The sequence below is a fragment of the Novosphingobium sp. RL4 genome (assembly GCF_035658495.1).
In the GTDB taxonomy this organism is placed as follows: Bacteria; Pseudomonadota; Alphaproteobacteria; order Sphingomonadales; family Sphingomonadaceae; genus Novosphingobium.
In genome coordinates, this window is sequence record NZ_CP141944.1 from 1,396,790 (window position 1) to 1,411,849 (window position 15,060).

Annotated in this window: 20 protein-coding genes and 1 tRNA gene; 15 read left to right on the top strand and 6 right to left on the bottom strand. The window is 63.5% G+C overall.

Features of this window, described 5'->3' with window-relative positions:
* The first annotated feature begins 85 nt into the window (after window positions 1–85).
* From U9J33_RS06825 to U9J33_RS06840, 4 genes are all read left to right on the top strand, one after another.
* On the top strand, window positions 86–1,000 hold the full coding sequence (locus tag U9J33_RS06825) for a LysR substrate-binding domain-containing protein (protein ID WP_185997783.1): 915 nt from the start codon (window positions 86–88) through the stop codon (window positions 998–1,000).
* A 57-nt stretch (window positions 1,001–1,057) separates the two neighbouring features.
* Complete coding sequence (gene trmD, locus U9J33_RS06830) at window positions 1,058–1,804, top strand: tRNA (guanosine(37)-N1)-methyltransferase TrmD (protein WP_324698694.1); 747 nt, start codon at window positions 1,058–1,060, stop codon at window positions 1,802–1,804.
* On the top strand, window positions 1,801–2,169 hold the full coding sequence (gene rplS, locus U9J33_RS06835) for a 50S ribosomal protein L19 (protein ID WP_054439766.1): 369 nt from the start codon (window positions 1,801–1,803) through the stop codon (window positions 2,167–2,169). The genes trmD and rplS overlap by 4 nt, the downstream gene beginning before the upstream one ends.
* A gap of 417 nt (window positions 2,170–2,586) precedes the next feature.
* Complete coding sequence (locus tag U9J33_RS06840; protein WP_054439764.1) at window positions 2,587–2,859, top strand: HU family DNA-binding protein; 273 nt, start codon at window positions 2,587–2,589, stop codon at window positions 2,857–2,859.
* A 181-nt stretch (window positions 2,860–3,040) separates the two neighbouring features.
* Here U9J33_RS06840 and U9J33_RS06845 read toward each other — a convergent pair whose 3' ends face one another.
* Window positions 3,041–3,874, bottom strand: coding sequence for a hypothetical protein (locus U9J33_RS06845; protein ID WP_324698695.1), 834 nt, complete (start codon window positions 3,872–3,874; stop codon window positions 3,041–3,043).
* Window positions 3,875–3,898: 24 nt separating this feature from the next.
* Window positions 3,899–4,726, bottom strand: coding sequence for a 23S rRNA (guanosine(2251)-2'-O)-methyltransferase RlmB (rlmB, locus tag U9J33_RS06850; RefSeq protein ID WP_054439760.1), 828 nt, complete (start codon window positions 4,724–4,726; stop codon window positions 3,899–3,901).
* 163 nt (window positions 4,727–4,889) lie between these two features.
* On the opposite strand from rlmB, the gene U9J33_RS06855 reads away from it, so the two are divergent.
* From U9J33_RS06855 to U9J33_RS06865, 3 genes are all read left to right on the top strand, one after another.
* Window positions 4,890–4,975 (top strand) — tRNA-Tyr (locus U9J33_RS06855).
* 197 nt (window positions 4,976–5,172) lie between these two features.
* Window positions 5,173–5,922, top strand: coding sequence for a phosphatidylserine decarboxylase (locus U9J33_RS06860; protein ID WP_054439880.1), 750 nt, complete (start codon window positions 5,173–5,175; stop codon window positions 5,920–5,922).
* Window positions 5,923–6,002: 80 nt separating this feature from the next.
* The gene (locus tag U9J33_RS06865) at window positions 6,003–6,743 is read left to right on the top strand and encodes a CDP-alcohol phosphatidyltransferase family protein (RefSeq protein ID WP_054439879.1); all 741 of its coding nucleotides are present in this window, start codon (window positions 6,003–6,005) and stop codon (window positions 6,741–6,743) included.
* On the opposite strand, the gene U9J33_RS06870 is transcribed toward U9J33_RS06865, so the two are convergent.
* The gene (locus U9J33_RS06870; RefSeq protein WP_132469076.1) at window positions 6,721–7,020 is read right to left on the bottom strand and encodes a hypothetical protein; all 300 of its coding nucleotides are present in this window, start codon (window positions 7,018–7,020) and stop codon (window positions 6,721–6,723) included. The two genes, U9J33_RS06865 and U9J33_RS06870, sit on opposite strands and share 23 nt — an antisense overlap.
* A gap of 192 nt (window positions 7,021–7,212) precedes the next feature.
* Between U9J33_RS06870 and U9J33_RS06875 the strand changes: the two genes are divergently transcribed.
* Window positions 7,213–7,683 (top strand): hypothetical protein, encoded by a 471-nt coding sequence (locus tag U9J33_RS06875; RefSeq protein WP_132469077.1) that lies wholly within the window; start codon window positions 7,213–7,215, stop codon window positions 7,681–7,683.
* A 38-nt stretch (window positions 7,684–7,721) separates the two neighbouring features.
* Here U9J33_RS06875 and U9J33_RS06880 read toward each other — a convergent pair whose 3' ends face one another.
* Window positions 7,722–8,000 (bottom strand): hypothetical protein, encoded by a 279-nt coding sequence (locus tag U9J33_RS06880; protein ID WP_324698696.1) that lies wholly within the window; start codon window positions 7,998–8,000, stop codon window positions 7,722–7,724.
* 406 nt (window positions 8,001–8,406) lie between these two features.
* On the opposite strand from U9J33_RS06880, the gene rpsB reads away from it, so the two are divergent.
* Window positions 8,407–9,162 carry a 30S ribosomal protein S2 gene (gene rpsB / locus U9J33_RS06885; protein WP_054439750.1) on the top strand — a complete coding sequence of 252 codons (756 nt, stop codon included), beginning with the start codon at window positions 8,407–8,409 and terminating at the stop codon, window positions 9,160–9,162.
* A 145-nt stretch (window positions 9,163–9,307) separates the two neighbouring features.
* Window positions 9,308–10,231: a translation elongation factor Ts gene (gene tsf, locus U9J33_RS06890; protein WP_054439749.1), complete on the top strand. Its 924-nt coding sequence runs from the start codon at window positions 9,308–9,310 to the stop codon at window positions 10,229–10,231.
* An 82-nt stretch (window positions 10,232–10,313) separates the two neighbouring features.
* Here the strand turns inward: tsf and U9J33_RS06895 are convergent, their stop codons facing one another.
* Window positions 10,314–10,922 carry an NAD(P)-dependent oxidoreductase gene (locus U9J33_RS06895; protein ID WP_197283093.1) on the bottom strand — a complete coding sequence of 203 codons (609 nt, stop codon included), beginning with the start codon at window positions 10,920–10,922 and terminating at the stop codon, window positions 10,314–10,316.
* A gap of 54 nt (window positions 10,923–10,976) precedes the next feature.
* Here U9J33_RS06895 and U9J33_RS06900 point away from each other — a divergent pair, with 54 nt between their 5' ends.
* Entirely contained in the window at window positions 10,977–11,405 is a 429-nt protein-coding gene (locus tag U9J33_RS06900) for a helix-turn-helix domain-containing protein (protein WP_324698697.1), read from the top strand.
* 4 nt (window positions 11,406–11,409) lie between these two features.
* On the opposite strand, the gene U9J33_RS06905 is transcribed toward U9J33_RS06900, so the two are convergent.
* Window positions 11,410–12,216: a hypothetical protein gene (locus tag U9J33_RS06905; RefSeq protein WP_324698698.1), complete on the bottom strand. Its 807-nt coding sequence runs from the start codon at window positions 12,214–12,216 to the stop codon at window positions 11,410–11,412.
* 77 nt (window positions 12,217–12,293) lie between these two features.
* On the opposite strand from U9J33_RS06905, the gene pyrH reads away from it, so the two are divergent.
* From pyrH to U9J33_RS06925, 4 genes are read left to right on the top strand one after another with little or no spacing between them, the layout of a single operon-like run.
* The gene (pyrH, locus tag U9J33_RS06910) at window positions 12,294–13,016 is read left to right on the top strand and encodes a UMP kinase (RefSeq protein WP_054439743.1); all 723 of its coding nucleotides are present in this window, start codon (window positions 12,294–12,296) and stop codon (window positions 13,014–13,016) included.
* A 3-nt stretch (window positions 13,017–13,019) separates the two neighbouring features.
* Entirely contained in the window at window positions 13,020–13,577 is a 558-nt protein-coding gene (frr, locus tag U9J33_RS06915; protein ID WP_132469079.1) for a ribosome recycling factor, read from the top strand.
* A gap of 30 nt (window positions 13,578–13,607) precedes the next feature.
* On the top strand, window positions 13,608–14,297 hold the full coding sequence (gene uppS, locus U9J33_RS06920; RefSeq protein ID WP_132469080.1) for a polyprenyl diphosphate synthase: 690 nt from the start codon (window positions 13,608–13,610) through the stop codon (window positions 14,295–14,297).
* Window positions 14,284–15,057 (top strand): phosphatidate cytidylyltransferase, encoded by a 774-nt coding sequence (locus tag U9J33_RS06925; RefSeq protein ID WP_054439739.1) that lies wholly within the window; start codon window positions 14,284–14,286, stop codon window positions 15,055–15,057. The genes uppS and U9J33_RS06925 overlap by 14 nt, the downstream gene beginning before the upstream one ends.
* The last annotated feature ends 3 nt before the right edge of the window (window positions 15,058–15,060 follow it).

Consider the following 15,060-nt stretch of genomic DNA (forward strand, 5'->3'; position numbering starts at 1 on the left):
GCGAAGGCCGTGAGATGAACCTGCCGGAGCAGGAGCGCCAACAAGACGATTGGCATGGAGTATAAGGCAGGCTTATGATCTGCGCATGGACCGCCTTCCGCCCCTGACCGCCATCCGTGCCTTCGAGGCGGCGGGCCGCCACGAGAACTTCTCGCGCGCGGCCGAAGAACTGGGCATGACCCAGGCCGCCATCAGCTATCAGATCCGCCAGCTGGAGGACCGGGTCGGCCGCGCGCTTTTCGTGCGCGGCAAGGGCCGGGTCCGGCTTTCGGAGGCGGGGCTTCGCCTGCTTCCCGCGATAAGTGCGGCCTTTGGCGGCATGGCGGAAGCCTTCGCGGCCATTCGCGAGGAAGATCACGAAGTCCTGTCCATAACCTCGCTCACCTCGATCGGCGGGGCCTGGCTGGGCGCGCGGATTGGGCGGTTCCAGTTGCGCCATCCCGATATTGCGGTGCGATTGTCGCTTTCGAACGATGTGATCGACCTTTCCGCGTCCTCGTTCGATGTCGCGATTCGGGCAGGGAAGGGCAACTGGCCGGGAATGCGCTCGGAATTCCTGTTCCGACAGCACCTGGCGCCGATGTGTTCGCCCGCCTTCCTCGAAATGCACGCCATCCGCAGGCCTGAAGACCTGCTCAGGGTCGAGCGCCTGACGCCCGACGATCCCTGGTGGTCTGCCTGGTTCGAAGCGGCCGGGGTGGATGCGCCGCCGCTCCAGCGCGGGGGGATGTACATGGACAACCAGTTGCCCGAGGCCAGCGTGGTGATGAGCGGGTTCGGTGTGGCGCTGATGTCGCCCTTGTTCTGGCGTGCGGAAATGGCGAGCGGTCGCCTCGTCCAGCCTTTCGAGACGCTCTACATGCCGGGCAATTCGCACTGGCTGGTCCATCCGGACGGTCGTGTGGGCCTGCGCAAGATCGAGCGGCTGCGCGAATGGCTGCGGGAAGAGGTCGCCGCGGACAAGGGAAGCCTCCCGGCGGAAGTATGGGAGCCTTTCTGAGCCACTTTTCGGCCGCAGCCCCTTGTCGCGGGGGCCGATTTGGGCTTTGCCGCGCGCATGACTTTCAACGCCACCGTTCTCACGCTTTATCCCGAGATGTTCCCCGGCTCGCTGGGCCTGTCGCTGGCCGGGCGCGGGCTGGCCGAGGGCAAGTGGTCGATCGATGCGGTGCATATTCGCGATTTCGCGAAGGACAAGCACCGCACGGTTGACGATACGCCCGCCGGGGGCGGGGCGGGAATGGTTCTCAAGGTGGATATCCTGGCCGCCGCCATCGACCATGCACGTTCGATCAATCCCGATGCGCCGATCATCGCGATGACCCCGCGCGGCAAGCCGATCTCGCAGGCCCGCGTCCGCGAACTCGCGGACGGTCCCGGTGTCATCGTCCTGTGCGGAAGGTTCGAGGGTTTCGACGAGCGGATCTTCGAAGGCCGGCAGGTCGAGGAGATGTCCGTCGGCGATGCGGTGCTTTCCGGGGGTGAACCCGCGGCAATCCTGCTGCTTGACGCTTGCATTCGCCTGCTTCCCGGCGTAATGGGCGCGGCTTCCAGCGGGACCGAGGAATCGTTCGAGGACGGTCTTCTCGAATACCCGCAATATACCCGACCCACCGAGTGGGAAGGGCGCACGATCCCTGAAGTGCTGCGATCGGGGGATCATGCGAAAATCGCTGCCTGGCGGAAACAACAGGCGGCGGAGGATACACGGTCACGCAGGCCGGACCTTTGGGAACGTCACAGGGACGTTCGGGGCCAGTCTGCCTCTGGTGCGCGGCGCAAAAACGAGGATTTGGGTTCATGAACCTGATTCAGCAGATCGAGGCCGAGGAAATTGCCAAGGCCGCCAAGGATATCCCGACCTTCCGTCCGGGCGATACCGTCCGCGTCGGCGTGAAGGTTGTCGAAGGCACCCGTACCCGCGTCCAGGCTTACGAGGGCGTGTGCATCGCGCGCTCGAACCGTGGCATGGGTTCGAACTTCACCGTTCGCAAGATGAGCTTCGGTGAAGGCGTCGAGCGCGTATTCCCGCTCTACTCGCCGAACATCGATTCGATCACCGTGGTTCGTCACGGCGTCGTGCGTCGTGCGAAGCTGTACTACCTGCGTGGTCGTACCGGCAAGCGCGCCCGCATCGCCGAGCGCCGCGTCAACGACACCAAGGCGTAAGCCCTGGTCGATTGCCCGGCCCGAAAGGGGCGGGCAGCCTGAGAGGCGGTTCGATTTCGGACCGCCTTTTTTGCGCCTTGCGGCAGGTGGGCGCAGTTGCTTTTATTGCGCCATCTACTGAGCTGATTCCATTCGACGAATCGCTCGATATCGGCTCAGGAACGGCACGCGGCATACGCGCAGTACCGTATTGGCTCGCTCGAAAGGGGGAGCAGATGCGCTGCATTTCATAATGCTGCATTGCACAATTCAGGAATCGTCATCTGAACGGCGGAAAAACGCGATAAACTGCCACTTTTGGCTCTGTTTAGGCTTTGACACCGCGCGCAAAACCCGCTCAATTCCGTCCCCGTCCAGAGGCGAATCCGAATATTCCCGTCACATCCGATTCAACTGAAAGGTTAGGGGGTACCCATAATGAACAAGAACGATCTCATCAGCGCCGTTGCCGACTCGAGCGGTCTTACCCGTAGCGATGCCACCAAGGCTGTCGAAAGCGTGTTCGACGCCATCACTGGCGCGCTGAAGGCCGGCGACGAAGTTCGCCTGGTCGGCTTCGGCACCTTCTCGGTCGCCAAGCGCAAGGCCTCGACCGGCCGCAACCCGCGCACCGGCGAACCGATGGAAATCAAGGCTTCGGCTCAGCCGAAGTTCAAGGCCGGCAAGGGCCTCAAGGACGCTGTCAACTAAGCATCCTTGCAGCCTGCTTCGCCTCGCAGGCTGATAAGATTACGCCGCGCCAACCTTCGGGTTGGCGCGGCGTTTTTCGTTTGAGGTCATGTCCTTGAAGTCATGACTTTTCGTAAAGCCGGAAGACGACCTGCCGGGCAGGCAGGCCATGGCCGGACCTTTCGGGCCCGGCCAATCCGCGTCAGGGCTTCAGACTGACCAGCGCTGTCGGCGCTGCCGGTGTGCGGGGATCGACCTTCCAGAACAGCGATTTGCCGCCAGGAGCGGTCACGGCCCCCTCGTCGGTATTGTTGGCGAGGATTTCGCCGTCCGTGGTCAGCGTGAAGGTGCCGTCGGCCTGGGTATTGCCGTCGGCCATGTCACCGGCCTTGTCGTTGAGCGCACCGCTCATCATTGCGCCCATGGCCGACGAACCGCCTTGCGGGCCGAACGAAGGGGCATCCATGCGGACCGTGCCATCGCGGCGCAGCGAAAGCTGGACGAAATGGTTGCTCATCGCGAAGCCTTCGATGGTCGGGAAGGCGAAGTCATGGTCGAGCCTTCCGGCGATGGCGAAGTCCACGTCGAACCTGCCGTCGCCCATGTAGGTAACCTTGTTCCATCCGGTCTGCCGGCGCAGCTTCTCGGCGATTTGCTCCCCTGCCTTGGGATCGCTCGGATCGAGCCCGCCCAGCAGCATCTGGGCGGCCTGGGCGTCGCTCTTCTTCTTTTCCTTGCTGGAGCTTTCCCAGTCGGTCTTTTGCTGGGCGAGTTCTTCGTCCGTGCACGCGCGATCGTTATAGTCGTCGTCGTGGCAGGTCTCCGGCTCGAACACGGCCGGTTTGGATGACTGGAGCGGCACCATCACTATCTCGCCGGTGTAGCGGAAGGCGAAGCTGCGATCCTTGCGCAAGTCCAGGGTGGAGGTGAACTTGCCGGGCGCGAAGATGCAGGCCGCCGCAAGCAGGGCGAGGGCGGTAACGCCCAGCCCGGCGAGAAGGCGGCGTCCCGGAGGACGCCGTTCGATTCGGTTCATGATGAGTGCCCTCTCGATTTCGGATTATTCGGACCGCGTGGCGACGGCATAGAGGGCGATGGCTGCCGCATTGCTGACGTTGAGGCTTTCCATGGCCTCGCTGATGGGCAGCTTGGCGATCGAATCGCAGTGCTGGACGATGTTGTGGCGCATGCCGTCCCCCTCGGCGCCGAGCACGAGGGCGACGGGGCCGGTCGGCAGGGCCTGGCCGAGTGTGGATTCTGCGGCGCCGTCAAGTCCGATGCGCCAGTACCCGGCTTCGGCGATCTCTTCGAGCGCGCGCGCAAGGTTCACCACGCGGACCCAGGGCAGGGTTTCGAGCGCACCCGAGGCGCTCTTGGCCAAGGTGCCCGATTCCGGGGGCGCATGGCGGTCCTGGGTAACGATTGCGCAGGCATTGAAGGCTGCCGCGGAGCGCATGATGGCGCCGACGTTGTGCGGGTCGGTCACCTGGTCGAGCACGATCACGGGCCGCGACGGATCGCCGTCGAGCACGTCGTCGATGAAGATGTCGTCGAGCGGCGTGCATTCGAGCACGAGGCCCTGATGCGGGGCGTCCCGGGCGACGAGGCGGGCGAGGTCGGCGGGCTGTGCCCATTCCACCGGGAAGTCGGCAGGCAGTTCGCCGTCGAGCGCTTCCACGCCCTCGCGAGTCGCCCAGAGCTTGCGGTGGTTGCGATTCGGGTTCTTCAGCGCGGCTTCTACCGCGTGCCGGCCCCAGAGCCGGATCATGCCCGTGCTCGCTCGCCCGCTGCCACGGCCGTTCTTCATCCGGCCCGCGCGGCCGCGCAGCGCCTTTCCGGAGCGTCCGCCTTCGCGGTCGCCTTCTTGCCGGTCGCTACGATTGGTCATGAAAATTGTCCTTATTCGAAAAAACTATGCCGCTCCTGCCATTCCCCCCATTGACAGGCAAGGCCGGGTTCTACATAGGCGCGCTCCTCGGCAGCGAGGCTCTGACTTCAGGGCCTCAACACAACGGGTCTTTCGAGAGTTTGACCCCCGCCATAACTGGTGTGGACAGGTGGCCGAGTGGTTAAAGGCAGCAGACTGTAAATCTGCCCGTGCAAGCGTACGCTGGTTCGAATCCAGCCCTGTCCACCACCGGTTTCCTCAACAGGACATTCCCTTCGGGGTGCGGCTGACCAGGTTTTGCCTTTGCCGGCAACGCCGCTTCAAGTGTCCTGTCGCGCTTTTCGCCGAAAACTATCCCCCGCCGTCTTTCCGACAATCCCGTTGAATGGGAACATGGCTCGCTTCCCGGCATTGCGGGAGCGGTGGACACTGACTAGAGGATGGTGATGCCCGGAGAAATTCTTGATAATCAGGGGCGCGGCGAAGCGTCCTGGAACTGGCCCTCCATCCATGGCGAGGGTCGCAAGTTCGGCGCCATCGCCGCAGCTATCGCGCTGTTCGGATGGATCGTTTTCGGTCCGTGGGTGGGATGGCCGCTGGCGGTCCTGACGCTGTGCGTGCTGGCCTTCTTCCGCGATCCCGTCCGCGTTACGCCGCAGGATGATCGCTATATCGTCGCTCCGGCCGACGGCCTGGTCACGCTCATCGGCAAGGTATCGCCGCCCCGTGAGCTGACGGTGGAGGATGGCAGCGGTTCTGAGCCGATGTCGACCGAACCGGTCACCCGCATCTCGATCTTCATGAGCGTGTTCGACGTTCACATCAATCGCACGCCCATTGGCGGCACGGTGCGCCGGGTGATCTACATTCCCGGCCGGTTCGTGAACGCCGATCTCGACAAGGCGAGTGAAGAAAACGAGCGCCAGCACATCCTGGTGGAGCGCGGCGACGGGCTTCGCATCTGCTTCACGCAGATTGCCGGTCTGGTTGCGCGCCGCATCGTTCCCTTCGTGAAGCCGGGCGACATGCTTGCCGCCGGTCAGCGCATGGGCCTGATCCGTTTCGGTAGCCGTGTGGATGTCTATCTTCCCGCTGGAACCGAGCCCAAGGTGCTCATGGGGCAGAAGATCGTGGCCGGCGAAACGATTCTCGCCGAACTCGGCTCCGCGCCCGTGATCGAGGGTATCGCCCAGTGAACGATGGGCCTGCGATCGATGAAGCCGGGATCGACGAGACCGGCGATTTCGACGCCGCAGGCCCGCGTGCGCGCGGCCGGATGGCGGCCGCCGGGCTTCCGATGCGCGTCTTCGTGCCCAACGCCATCACCGCTGCCGCGCTTTGCTCGGGATTGACCGGCATTCGCTTTGCCATCGGCGGCGACTACGAGCGAGCGGTTCAGGCCATCATCCTTGCCGGCCTGCTTGACGGCATAGACGGCCGCGCGGCGCGCCTGCTCAAGGCCCAGACCCGCTTCGGTGCCGAACTGGATAGTCTGGCGGATTCGATCTCGTTCGGCGTTGCGCCGGCGTTGATCGTCTATCTCTGGACCCTGCACCAGCTTCCCAGCCTTGGCTGGATCGCGGCGCTGGCGTTTGCGATCTGCTGCGTGTTGCGGCTCGCACGTTTCAATTCCCGGCTTGACGAGCAGGACCAGCCTCACAAGCAGGCAGGTTTCCTGACCGGTGTTCCCGCGCCGCTGGGCGCCGGGCTCGCGTTCCTGCCGATGTACTTGTGGATCGCCAGCGGAATTTCCGAATTCGCCAATCCCGTCGCGGTGAGCGTGTGGATGGTGCTGGTCGCTTTCCTGATGATTTCCAGCCTGCCTACGCTCAGTTGGGCAAAGATGCGGCCTCCGCCCAGTCTGCGTCTTGGCGTTCTCGCGCTGGTCGGCCTGACAGTGGCCGCGCTGCTGACCGAGCCCTGGTTCACGCTGGCCGTGATCACCATCGCCTATATCCTGCTGATTCCCGTAGGAATCGCCAGCTACTCGAAGGTCAGGCGGCGAGTTCCCCGGTAGTCCATTCGCCTTCCGCGCGCTCCGTGGAGGGCCATTCCAAACCCGGCGTCCACTGGGTACGGCGGATGCGGGTCATGCGGTCCTTCCTGAGGATTGCGAGCGTGGGCAGGGGCACCCGCTCCACCATCTTCCATTCCAGCATCACCGTTTCGGGGCATTGGCGCAGTGCCGTGCGCAGCCCGCGAACCGTATCGGCATGGCGAAGCCAGTTCGACCAGATGACGTGGGCGGAAACCAGCGCGGCTACAACGAAGAGACAGGCGGCAAATGCAGTCATGATCGTTCCTTTCGAACCATCGTCCACATTCTCTGCCCAGCCTGTGGAGAGCTTGTGGAAAACCGAGAATCGTTCTATCAATGTTCCTGTGATGACGTTGTTCTCAATTTGTTCTCATGCTGTCAAGCGTAAAGGCATGACCTGCGAGGAGGCTTCTGCCCAGTGCTTGGCTCGGTTCCCGAAAGTCGCCGCATGAGCGAGGAAACCCGCGTCAGCCTTGGCGAACTCGAAGGATTGCGCGAATGGTGCGCGGCCAACCAGTTCGAGATCGAGATCATCGACGACAGCGAACTGGTGCTTAACGATCAGGAAGCGGGAAGCGTCTGGTCGGTGTTCTGCGTGGATGGCTGGATCCAGGTGAAAGGGCTGGTGCTGGACGATGTCGAACCGGGGCCCGCGCTATGCCTGACTCTGGCAAGGCTGCACGACCGCCTGCTGGGGTGCCGTTTCTCGGTGGATTCGCAGCATGGGCTTGTCATCATCGTTGACCTGATGCCGTCCTGCCGTTCTTCGGCGGCGATTGCGGAGGCGGTGATGCAGATGCAGGCGATCATCGATCATACGAGCCCGCTGCTGGATGAGGTGATCGAAACCGAAGTGGCTGCGGATGATCGCACGATCGATCAGGCATTCGGGCTGGAAGGTTCGCGGCGACTGCACTGAGGCGCAGTTGGCACTCTGTCCGTTTTTGAGGCGACGAGTTATGCTGCGGTGCGTTCTCGCACCGGGCGCTGCGGATGGTGCGGTGCCGGTTTGGAGCGGATCGGGCGCCGGTTGCGGCGAACAGCGCGGGCGGTGCTGTCATGCGTGGTGGAGCGGCGCTCGAACGTGGACCATTCGATGTCGCCGGATGCGGCTGCGATGTGGGAAGCCCGATGAAGGGCACGGATCGCGGGGAGGGTGCTGCGATAGGTGCCCCAGATCGCCCTGATCGCAACGCAGGCGCCGATCGCGAATAGGATGGGTGGAAGGAGGCTCATTGCATGTGTCCTGCTTCGCGCCCTGCCCCCTGGGCGCATTGAACGAAAGTCCCCGGCTCTTCTCCTGCGAAAGCGGAAGCCTCTGCCTTTCCGCGTCAGTGGATATAACAGGGATTACCCTGTGGAAAAACGGTGGAAGGCGTTTGGTTTCCGCCAGTTGCATCGGAAGCGGAGGTGTCTGCGACGAGATGCCTTTGCGGAACGGCGGAACGCGATCGAATTGAGGCTGGATTTTCTCCGGCAACGGCGCTAAGGGCGGCCCCGCTCGAGGGACGATACCGAATTCGCGGTATCTGGCGAATCGGGCAATCCACATGGAAAGCGCACATACCGGTGCCTTGGTGTCATGGGTTCGTCCCACGCCTGGTTCCTGCTTTCCAGAGGCCTAACCGGAAAGGAATTACCTATGGCGGCTCCTGTCGTCTCCATGCAGCAGCTCATCGAAGCCGGCGCTCACTTCGGCCACCAGACCCACCGCTGGAACCCGCGGATGAAGCCGTACATCTTCGGCGCCCGCAACGGCATCCACATCATCGACCTTTCGCAGACAGTGCCGCTGTTCGCGCGCGCTCTCGAGTTCGTGCAGGCCACTGTCCAGGCCGGCGGCAAGGTGCTCTTCGTCGGCACCAAGCGCCAGGCTCAGGAGCCCATCGCACAGGCCGCCCGCGCTTGCGGTCAGCACTACGTCAACCACCGCTGGCTGGGCGGCATGCTCACCAACTGGAAGACGATCTCGGGTTCGATCAAGCGCTTCAAGGCTCTTGAAGAGCAGCTTTCGGGCGACACCACCGGCCTGACCAAGAAGGAAGTCCTTCAGCTCACCCGCGAGCGTGACAAGCTTGAGCTTTCGCTCGGCGGCATCCGCGACATGGGCGGCATTCCGGACGTGATGTTCGTGATCGACGCCAACAAGGAAGACCTGGCCATCAAGGAAGCCAACGTCCTTGGTATTCCGGTCGTTGCCGTGCTCGACACCAACGTGAACCCGCAGGGCATCTCGTTCCCGATCCCGGGTAACGACGACGCCAGCCGCGCCGTGCGCCTGTACTGCGACGCCGTCGCCCAGGCCGCGACCAAGGGTGGCCGTGACGCGCTGGTCAACAGCGGTGCCGATCTCGGCGCCATGGAAGTGCCGGTTGCCGAGGAAGCAGTCGAGGCCTGATAGGTCCGGCGACGACTTTTCGTCATGGAATTGTCGCGCGCCGGGTCCAATGGGCCTGGCGCGCGTTCCATTTCCGGGTCGCAGGGCGACCTGGGCATTTTAAAGGCCGTGAAATGCGGCCCCACCAAGCAAGAGGATTTGAGCGATGGCTTACACCGCCGCTGACGTGAAGAACCTGCGCGAGCGCACCGGCGCCGGCATGATGGACTGCAAGAAGGCCCTCGACGAGACCGGTGGCGATCTCGAAGCCGCCGTTGACGCGCTGCGCGCTCGCGGTCTGGCCGCTGCCGCCAAGAAGTCGAGCCGCACGGCTGCCGAAGGTCTGGTCGGCGTTGCCGTCACCGGCACCAAGGGCGTTGCCGTCGAAGTGAACTCGGAAACGGACTTCGTTGCGAAGAACGACCAGTTCCAGGACTTCGTCCGCAAGACCACCGAAGTCGCCCTCGGCGTTGCCGGTGACGACGTGGAAGCGCTCAAGGCCGCTGCCTACCCGAATGGCGGCACCGTTGGCGACGCGCTGACCAACAACGTTGCGACCATCGGCGAGAACCAGCAGGTTCGCCGCCTGAAGACCGTCGAAGTCGCTCAGGGCCTCGTCGTTCCCTACATGCACAACGCTGCTGCGCCGAACCTCGGCAAGATCGGCGTGCTCGTCGCTCTCGAATCGGAAGCTTCGGCTGACGTTCTCGAAGCGCTCGGCAAGCAGATCGCGATGCACATCGCCGCTGCCTTCCCGCTGGCCCTCAACGCCGACGACCTCGACGCCGAGCTGATCGCGCGCGAGCGCAAGATCGCCGAAGAAAAGGCCGCGGAATCGGGCAAGCCCGAAGCCGTGCAGGCCAAGATGGTCGACGGTGCGATCGCCAAGTACGCCAAGGAAAACGCTCTGCTCTCGCAGGTCTTCGTCATGGACAACAAGACCCCGATCCAGCAGGTCGTCGACCAGGCCGGCAAGGAAGCCGGCGCCAAGATCGTGCTGAAGGACTATGTCCGCTTCCAGCTCGGCGAAGGCATCGAGAAGGAAGTCACCGACTTCGCAGCCGAAGTGGCTGCCGCTGTCGCCGGCTGATCCTTCGCGGATACCGAGATAAGAAAAGGGCCGGGGAGCGTTGGCTTCCCGGCCCTTTTTCTATGCGTGCCGTAGCGCCGGATCAGTACGCAGCGGTGAAGCGCGCGCGGCTGTGGTTGTGGGCTTCCAGTTCGTCCACCATGGCGATGGCGTAGTCGGCGAAGCTGATCTTGCTCTCGCCCGCTTCGTCCGTGACGAGCTGGTCGGTGCCGGGGCGATAGGAGCCGGTGCGCGGGCCTTCGAAGATCAGCGCTGCGGGCGAGAAGAACGTCCAGTCCACGTCGTCCGTCTTTCTCAGGGCGTCGAGGAAGGTGATGCCGCCCATGGCAAAGGGCTTCCATTCCTCGGGGAAGTCGGGCGAATCGATGAGGCGCTTGCCGGGCGCCACTTCGAGACTGGCGGCGCCGCCGGTGACCAGCAGGCGCGAAACTCCGGCCTTGCGGATTGCGGAAAGCAAGGTTTCGGCCGGAACGTCGAAGTGCAGGGCGCTGATCACGGCGTCGCTACCGGCGATGAGCGCCGCGAGGGCTTCGGGGTCTGCGGCGTCGCCGGCTTCGGCGGTTACGCCCGGAGCAGCGGCGATCTTTTCGGGATTGCGCGCGATGGCGAGCACTTCATGGCCGCGTGCGGCGGCTTCTTTGACGATTTCCGATCCGGCGCGGCCGCTGGCGCCGAGGACTGCGATCTTCATTACGATTACTCCACTAGTTTCCAATAGTGACCAAGTGTGGCATGGGGTGCGCCTATGCAAGAAGGCACTTTCATCGCACCGGGTTACCCGGAGGAAACCGGCGGCAGGCAGCCGGACGTCTATGCCGCGAATTGTCCGACCCGGCAGCTGCTCGACCGTATTGCCGATAAGTGGAGCGTGCTGATTTTGACGACGCTTGGCGGGGGCCAGATGCGCTTCAATGCGCTCAAGCGCCGGATCGACGGAATCTCGCAGAAGATGCTGAGCCAGACCTTACGTTCGCTGGAGCGGGACGGGCTGGTCGCGCGTCATGTCGTGCCGACTGTGCCTGTCACCGTCAGTTATGCGATCACGCCGCTTGGCAGCGAACTTATCGAGGCGCTTCAGGCAATGATCGACTGGGCCGAGCGACGCATGGCGATGGTGGGAGAAGCGCAGTGTGCCTATGATACACGAGAGCGGGAACGACTGATCGGAGCGTGAGGCTTCAGTAAATTTTCCTGAACTTCCAGCCCGTCAAGCGCAGCATTAATTCGCCTGTGCGGCGTGCCCTGTTCTTTTCCGGGGCCCAGTAATTGCCAAAGTGATAGCCATTGGCGTCACGTTTTTCGAAAAGCCATTCGGATCCGTCGATTCCGACCTTGCCGCATTCGACGCTGCGGAATTCGAACAGCATTGTCTCGGCCGATGCCTGCCTGATTTTAACCAGTTCATCCGGCTGCAAGGGGCGATGGATCTGTCGGCCGATCTTGCCGGGCTCATAGCCCCCTGAGCCTGAAAGTTCTACGGCGTCCAGTCGGCCGCCCTCCGCGTCGAAAGTTACACGCACGACCACCGGATGATGGAAAGTGGGCAGCCACGTAAATCGAAACTGTTCTTGTTCAGTCCGATCGGACAATGAGGCCGAAGCCAAGGATGGCTCCCCCGCTGCGGCGAGGGCATCGGAATACCATTCTCTTTCAAAAGGCGAGAATAGCGGTAAGCAGTGACGATTGCATTGCAGGCCCAGCGATGTCCATTCTTTAGGAAAATAGCCACGCGTTTCGCGCGTGAGAAGGGCCGGATCGTCAGGCCGCAGTTCGGGCTTGCAGGTAGCCGGTTGTTCGCTGCCTGATGATGGCAATGATTCATATTGCGTTGGCGGAGCATCGCCCCTCAAACTGACGAATATCGTCATCGCCGCAAGACAGGAAAGGTGATGCCGAGCAATATACGAAGTCCCCATAGTGTTTTTCTTGCCTATCATCTTAGGCAAGTCAAACTGGGGCCTTTTCTGCGGGTCGCCCGCGCTCATCCACAAGCTCGCCCCTTGGCAATCCGCGCGCGCGCTCCTAAAGCCGGGCGGTCCTGCCCAGAGGAGATTGTGCGGCCATGAGTTCTTCCCCCTACAAGCGCGTCCTTCTCAAACTGTCGGGCGAGGTCTTGATGGGGAGCCAGCAGTTCGGGATCGACCCCGATTTCGTCGCTGAACTCGCCAGGGAAGTGAAGGCGGCCAAGGAGACCGGGCTGGAGATCTGCCTTGTCATCGGCGGCGGCAATATCTTCCGCGGCATGGCCGGTGCCGCGCGCGGCATGGACCGTGCGCAGGCCGACTACATGGGCATGCTGGCCACTGTCATGAATGCGCTCGCGATGCAGAACGCGCTTGAGCAGCTGGGCGTGGAAACCCGCGTGCAGTCCGCCGTCCAGATGGATCAGGTCTGCGAGCCGGTGATCCGCCGTCGCGCCGAGCGTCACCTCGAAAAGGGCCGCGTGGTGATCTTCGCCGCCGGCGTGGGCGCACCCTATTTCACGACCGATTCGGGCGCTGCCCTGCGCGCCGCCGAAATGCGCTGCGACGCCCTGCTCAAGGGCACCAGCGTGGACGGCGTCTACGACAGCGATCCCAAGACCAATCCCGACGCGAAGCGTTATGATTCGGTCGACTACGACACCGTCCTTGCCGACAACCTGAAGGTGATGGACGCCTCCGCCGTGGCCCTGTGCCGCGACAACTCAATCCCGATCGTCGTGTTCTCGATCCGCGAGAAGGGCAATCTTGCCACTGTTCTCGCGGGTGGCGGCATCAAGACGGTCGTCCAGAAAGGAGCCTGATTCATGGCCAAGTACGACAAGGCGGACCTCGAGCGCCGCATGATGGGCGCCATCGACGCGCTCAAGCACGATCTCTCGGGCCTGCGCACCGGCCGCGCCAATACGGCGCTGCTCGAACCGATCATGGTCACCGTCTACGGCGCGAACACGCCGATCACCCAGGTCGCCACGATTTCGGCGCCCGAGCCGCGCATGCTTTCGGTGCAGGTGTGGGACAAGTCGAACATCGGCCCCGTCGAAAAGGCGATCCGCTCGGCCGGTCTCGGCCTCAACCCGATCAGCGACGGCAACACCCTGCGCCTGCCCATTCCCGACCTGACCGAGGAACGCCGCAAGGAACTGGCCAAGCTCGCCAGCTCCTATGCCGAAAAGGCGCGCGTCGCCGTGCGCAACGTGCGCCGTGACGGTATCGAGAACCTGAAGGCGGACGAGAAGAAGAAGGAAATCTCGGAAGACGAGCGCAAGCGCGGCGAAACCGAAGTCCAGAAGCTGACCGACGATATCATCAAGCAGCTCGACGAGGAATTCGGCCGCAAGGAGAAGGAAATCCTCGGCAAGTGAGGCCTTGCGGTCCGCTTGGAGGAATGTCTGATGGCGAAGAGTGAACCCGTCTCGGCGCGCCATGTTGCCATCATCATGGATGGTAACGGGCGCTGGGCCAAGAAGCGCCACCTGCCGCGCGCGCTGGGCCACCAGCGCGGCGTCGAATCGGTTCGGCGCGTGGTGCGCGGCGCGCGCGAGATGGGGCTGGAGGCGCTGACGCTCTACGCCTTTTCGACCGAGAACTGGCGCCGGCCGGAGGAGGAAGTCTCCGACCTCATGAGCCTGATGAAGCGCTTCATCCTCTCCGACCTCGACGAGTTCGCAGCGGCAGGGGTGCGGCTCAAGATCATCGGCGATTACAAGGCGTTCAAGCCCGACGTCGTGGAACTGGTCGAAGGTGCGGTCGCCCGCACCGCCGGCAACACCGGGACCACGCTGGCGGTCGCGCTCAACTACGGTTCGCAGGACGAGATCGCCCGCGCCGCCACCAAGGCGGCCGCCAAGGGACCGATCACGCCCGAGAGCATCGCGGCCGAGCTCGATACCGCGGACCTGCCGCCGCTCGACCTGCTGATCCGCACTTCGGGCGAAGTGCGGCTGTCGAACTTCCTGCTCTGGCAGGCCGCCTATGCCGAGATGATGTTCACCGAAGTGCTCTGGCCGGATTTCACCGCCGAACACTTGCGGCAGGCTCTCGAAGATTTCTCCACGCGGGACCGACGTTATGGCGGACGCTGATCCGGTGAAGAAGAACGCCGACCTCAAGGTGCGGAGCATCTCGGCGGCAGTCATGCTGCTGGTCGCGGGCAGCACGCTGTGGCTCGGCGGCGTGGTCTGGACCGCCTTCGTCTGCGCGGTGGCGCTCGGCGTGCTGTGGGAATGGGTCAAGCTCGCGCGGGGCGGCACGCAGAACCCGGCGGAGCGGGCAGCCTTCAACTTCGGCGGCATGGTCTACGTCGGCATCGGCGCCGCCATGCTGCTGTTCCTCCGCAACCCCGCATTCAGCCTGGCGCCGCTGCTGACGGTGCTGCTCGCGGTGATCGGAGTCGACGTCGGCGCCTACTTTACCGGACGTGCACTGGGGGGTCCGAAAATCGCGCCTGCCATCAGTCCTTCGAAAACGTGGTCCGGCCTCCTTGGCGGCGTTTTAGGTGCCACTCTGGTGCTGTTCGGTGCCGCCAGGTTCTGGCAGGAGGGGCTGATCTCGGTCCATCCGCAGGGCAATGCCGCCGACGGTCCGGCTTGCTTCGGGATGCAGCCCTGCTGGTACCTGACGGCAAACCCGGTGCCGCTATTCGCAACCTGCCTGATGACCGGCATCCTCCTCGCCGTCTGCGCGCAGGCCGGAGATTTCTTCGAGAGCTGGATGAAGCGGCGGGCAGGGGTCAAGGATTCGGGCCACTTCATTCCGGGCCACGGCGGTTTCTTCGACCGGCTCGACGGCTTGCTCGCGGTGCTTTTCGTGTTAGGCCTCATGATCCTGTTCCAGCCGCGATGACGA

Excerpts from the sequence above, each read along its gene's own strand:
- U9J33_RS06825 (WP_185997783.1), top strand. The coding sequence starts at position 86 with ATGGACCGCCTTCCGCCCCTGACCGCCATCCGTGCCTTCGAGGCGGCG.
- trmD (WP_324698694.1), top strand. The coding sequence starts at position 1,058 with ATGACTTTCAACGCCACCGTTCTCACGCTTTATCCCGAGATGTTCCCC.
- rplS (WP_054439766.1), top strand. The coding sequence starts at position 1,801 with ATGAACCTGATTCAGCAGATCGAGGCCGAGGAAATTGCCAAGGCCGCC.
- U9J33_RS06840 (WP_054439764.1), top strand. The coding sequence starts at position 2,587 with ATGAACAAGAACGATCTCATCAGCGCCGTTGCCGACTCGAGCGGTCTT.
- U9J33_RS06845 (WP_324698695.1), bottom strand. The coding sequence starts at position 3,874 with ATGAACCGAATCGAACGGCGTCCTCCGGGACGCCGCCTTCTCGCCGGG.
- rlmB (WP_054439760.1), bottom strand. The coding sequence starts at position 4,726 with ATGACCAATCGTAGCGACCGGCAAGAAGGCGACCGCGAAGGCGGACGC.
- U9J33_RS06860 (WP_054439880.1), top strand. The coding sequence starts at position 5,173 with ATGCCCGGAGAAATTCTTGATAATCAGGGGCGCGGCGAAGCGTCCTGG.
- U9J33_RS06865 (WP_054439879.1), top strand. The coding sequence starts at position 6,003 with ATGGCGGCCGCCGGGCTTCCGATGCGCGTCTTCGTGCCCAACGCCATC.
- U9J33_RS06870 (WP_132469076.1), bottom strand. The coding sequence starts at position 7,020 with ATGACTGCATTTGCCGCCTGTCTCTTCGTTGTAGCCGCGCTGGTTTCC.
- U9J33_RS06875 (WP_132469077.1), top strand. The coding sequence starts at position 7,213 with ATGAGCGAGGAAACCCGCGTCAGCCTTGGCGAACTCGAAGGATTGCGC.
- U9J33_RS06880 (WP_324698696.1), bottom strand. The coding sequence starts at position 8,000 with ATGAGCCTCCTTCCACCCATCCTATTCGCGATCGGCGCCTGCGTTGCG.
- rpsB (WP_054439750.1), top strand. The coding sequence starts at position 8,407 with ATGGCGGCTCCTGTCGTCTCCATGCAGCAGCTCATCGAAGCCGGCGCT.
- tsf (WP_054439749.1), top strand. The coding sequence starts at position 9,308 with ATGGCTTACACCGCCGCTGACGTGAAGAACCTGCGCGAGCGCACCGGC.
- U9J33_RS06895 (WP_197283093.1), bottom strand. The coding sequence starts at position 10,922 with ATGAAGATCGCAGTCCTCGGCGCCAGCGGCCGCGCCGGATCGGAAATC.
- U9J33_RS06900 (WP_324698697.1), top strand. The coding sequence starts at position 10,977 with ATGCAAGAAGGCACTTTCATCGCACCGGGTTACCCGGAGGAAACCGGC.
- U9J33_RS06905 (WP_324698698.1), bottom strand. The coding sequence starts at position 12,216 with ATGAGCGCGGGCGACCCGCAGAAAAGGCCCCAGTTTGACTTGCCTAAG.
- pyrH (WP_054439743.1), top strand. The coding sequence starts at position 12,294 with ATGAGTTCTTCCCCCTACAAGCGCGTCCTTCTCAAACTGTCGGGCGAG.
- frr (WP_132469079.1), top strand. The coding sequence starts at position 13,020 with ATGGCCAAGTACGACAAGGCGGACCTCGAGCGCCGCATGATGGGCGCC.
- uppS (WP_132469080.1), top strand. The coding sequence starts at position 13,608 with ATGGCGAAGAGTGAACCCGTCTCGGCGCGCCATGTTGCCATCATCATG.
- U9J33_RS06925 (WP_054439739.1), top strand. The coding sequence starts at position 14,284 with ATGGCGGACGCTGATCCGGTGAAGAAGAACGCCGACCTCAAGGTGCGG.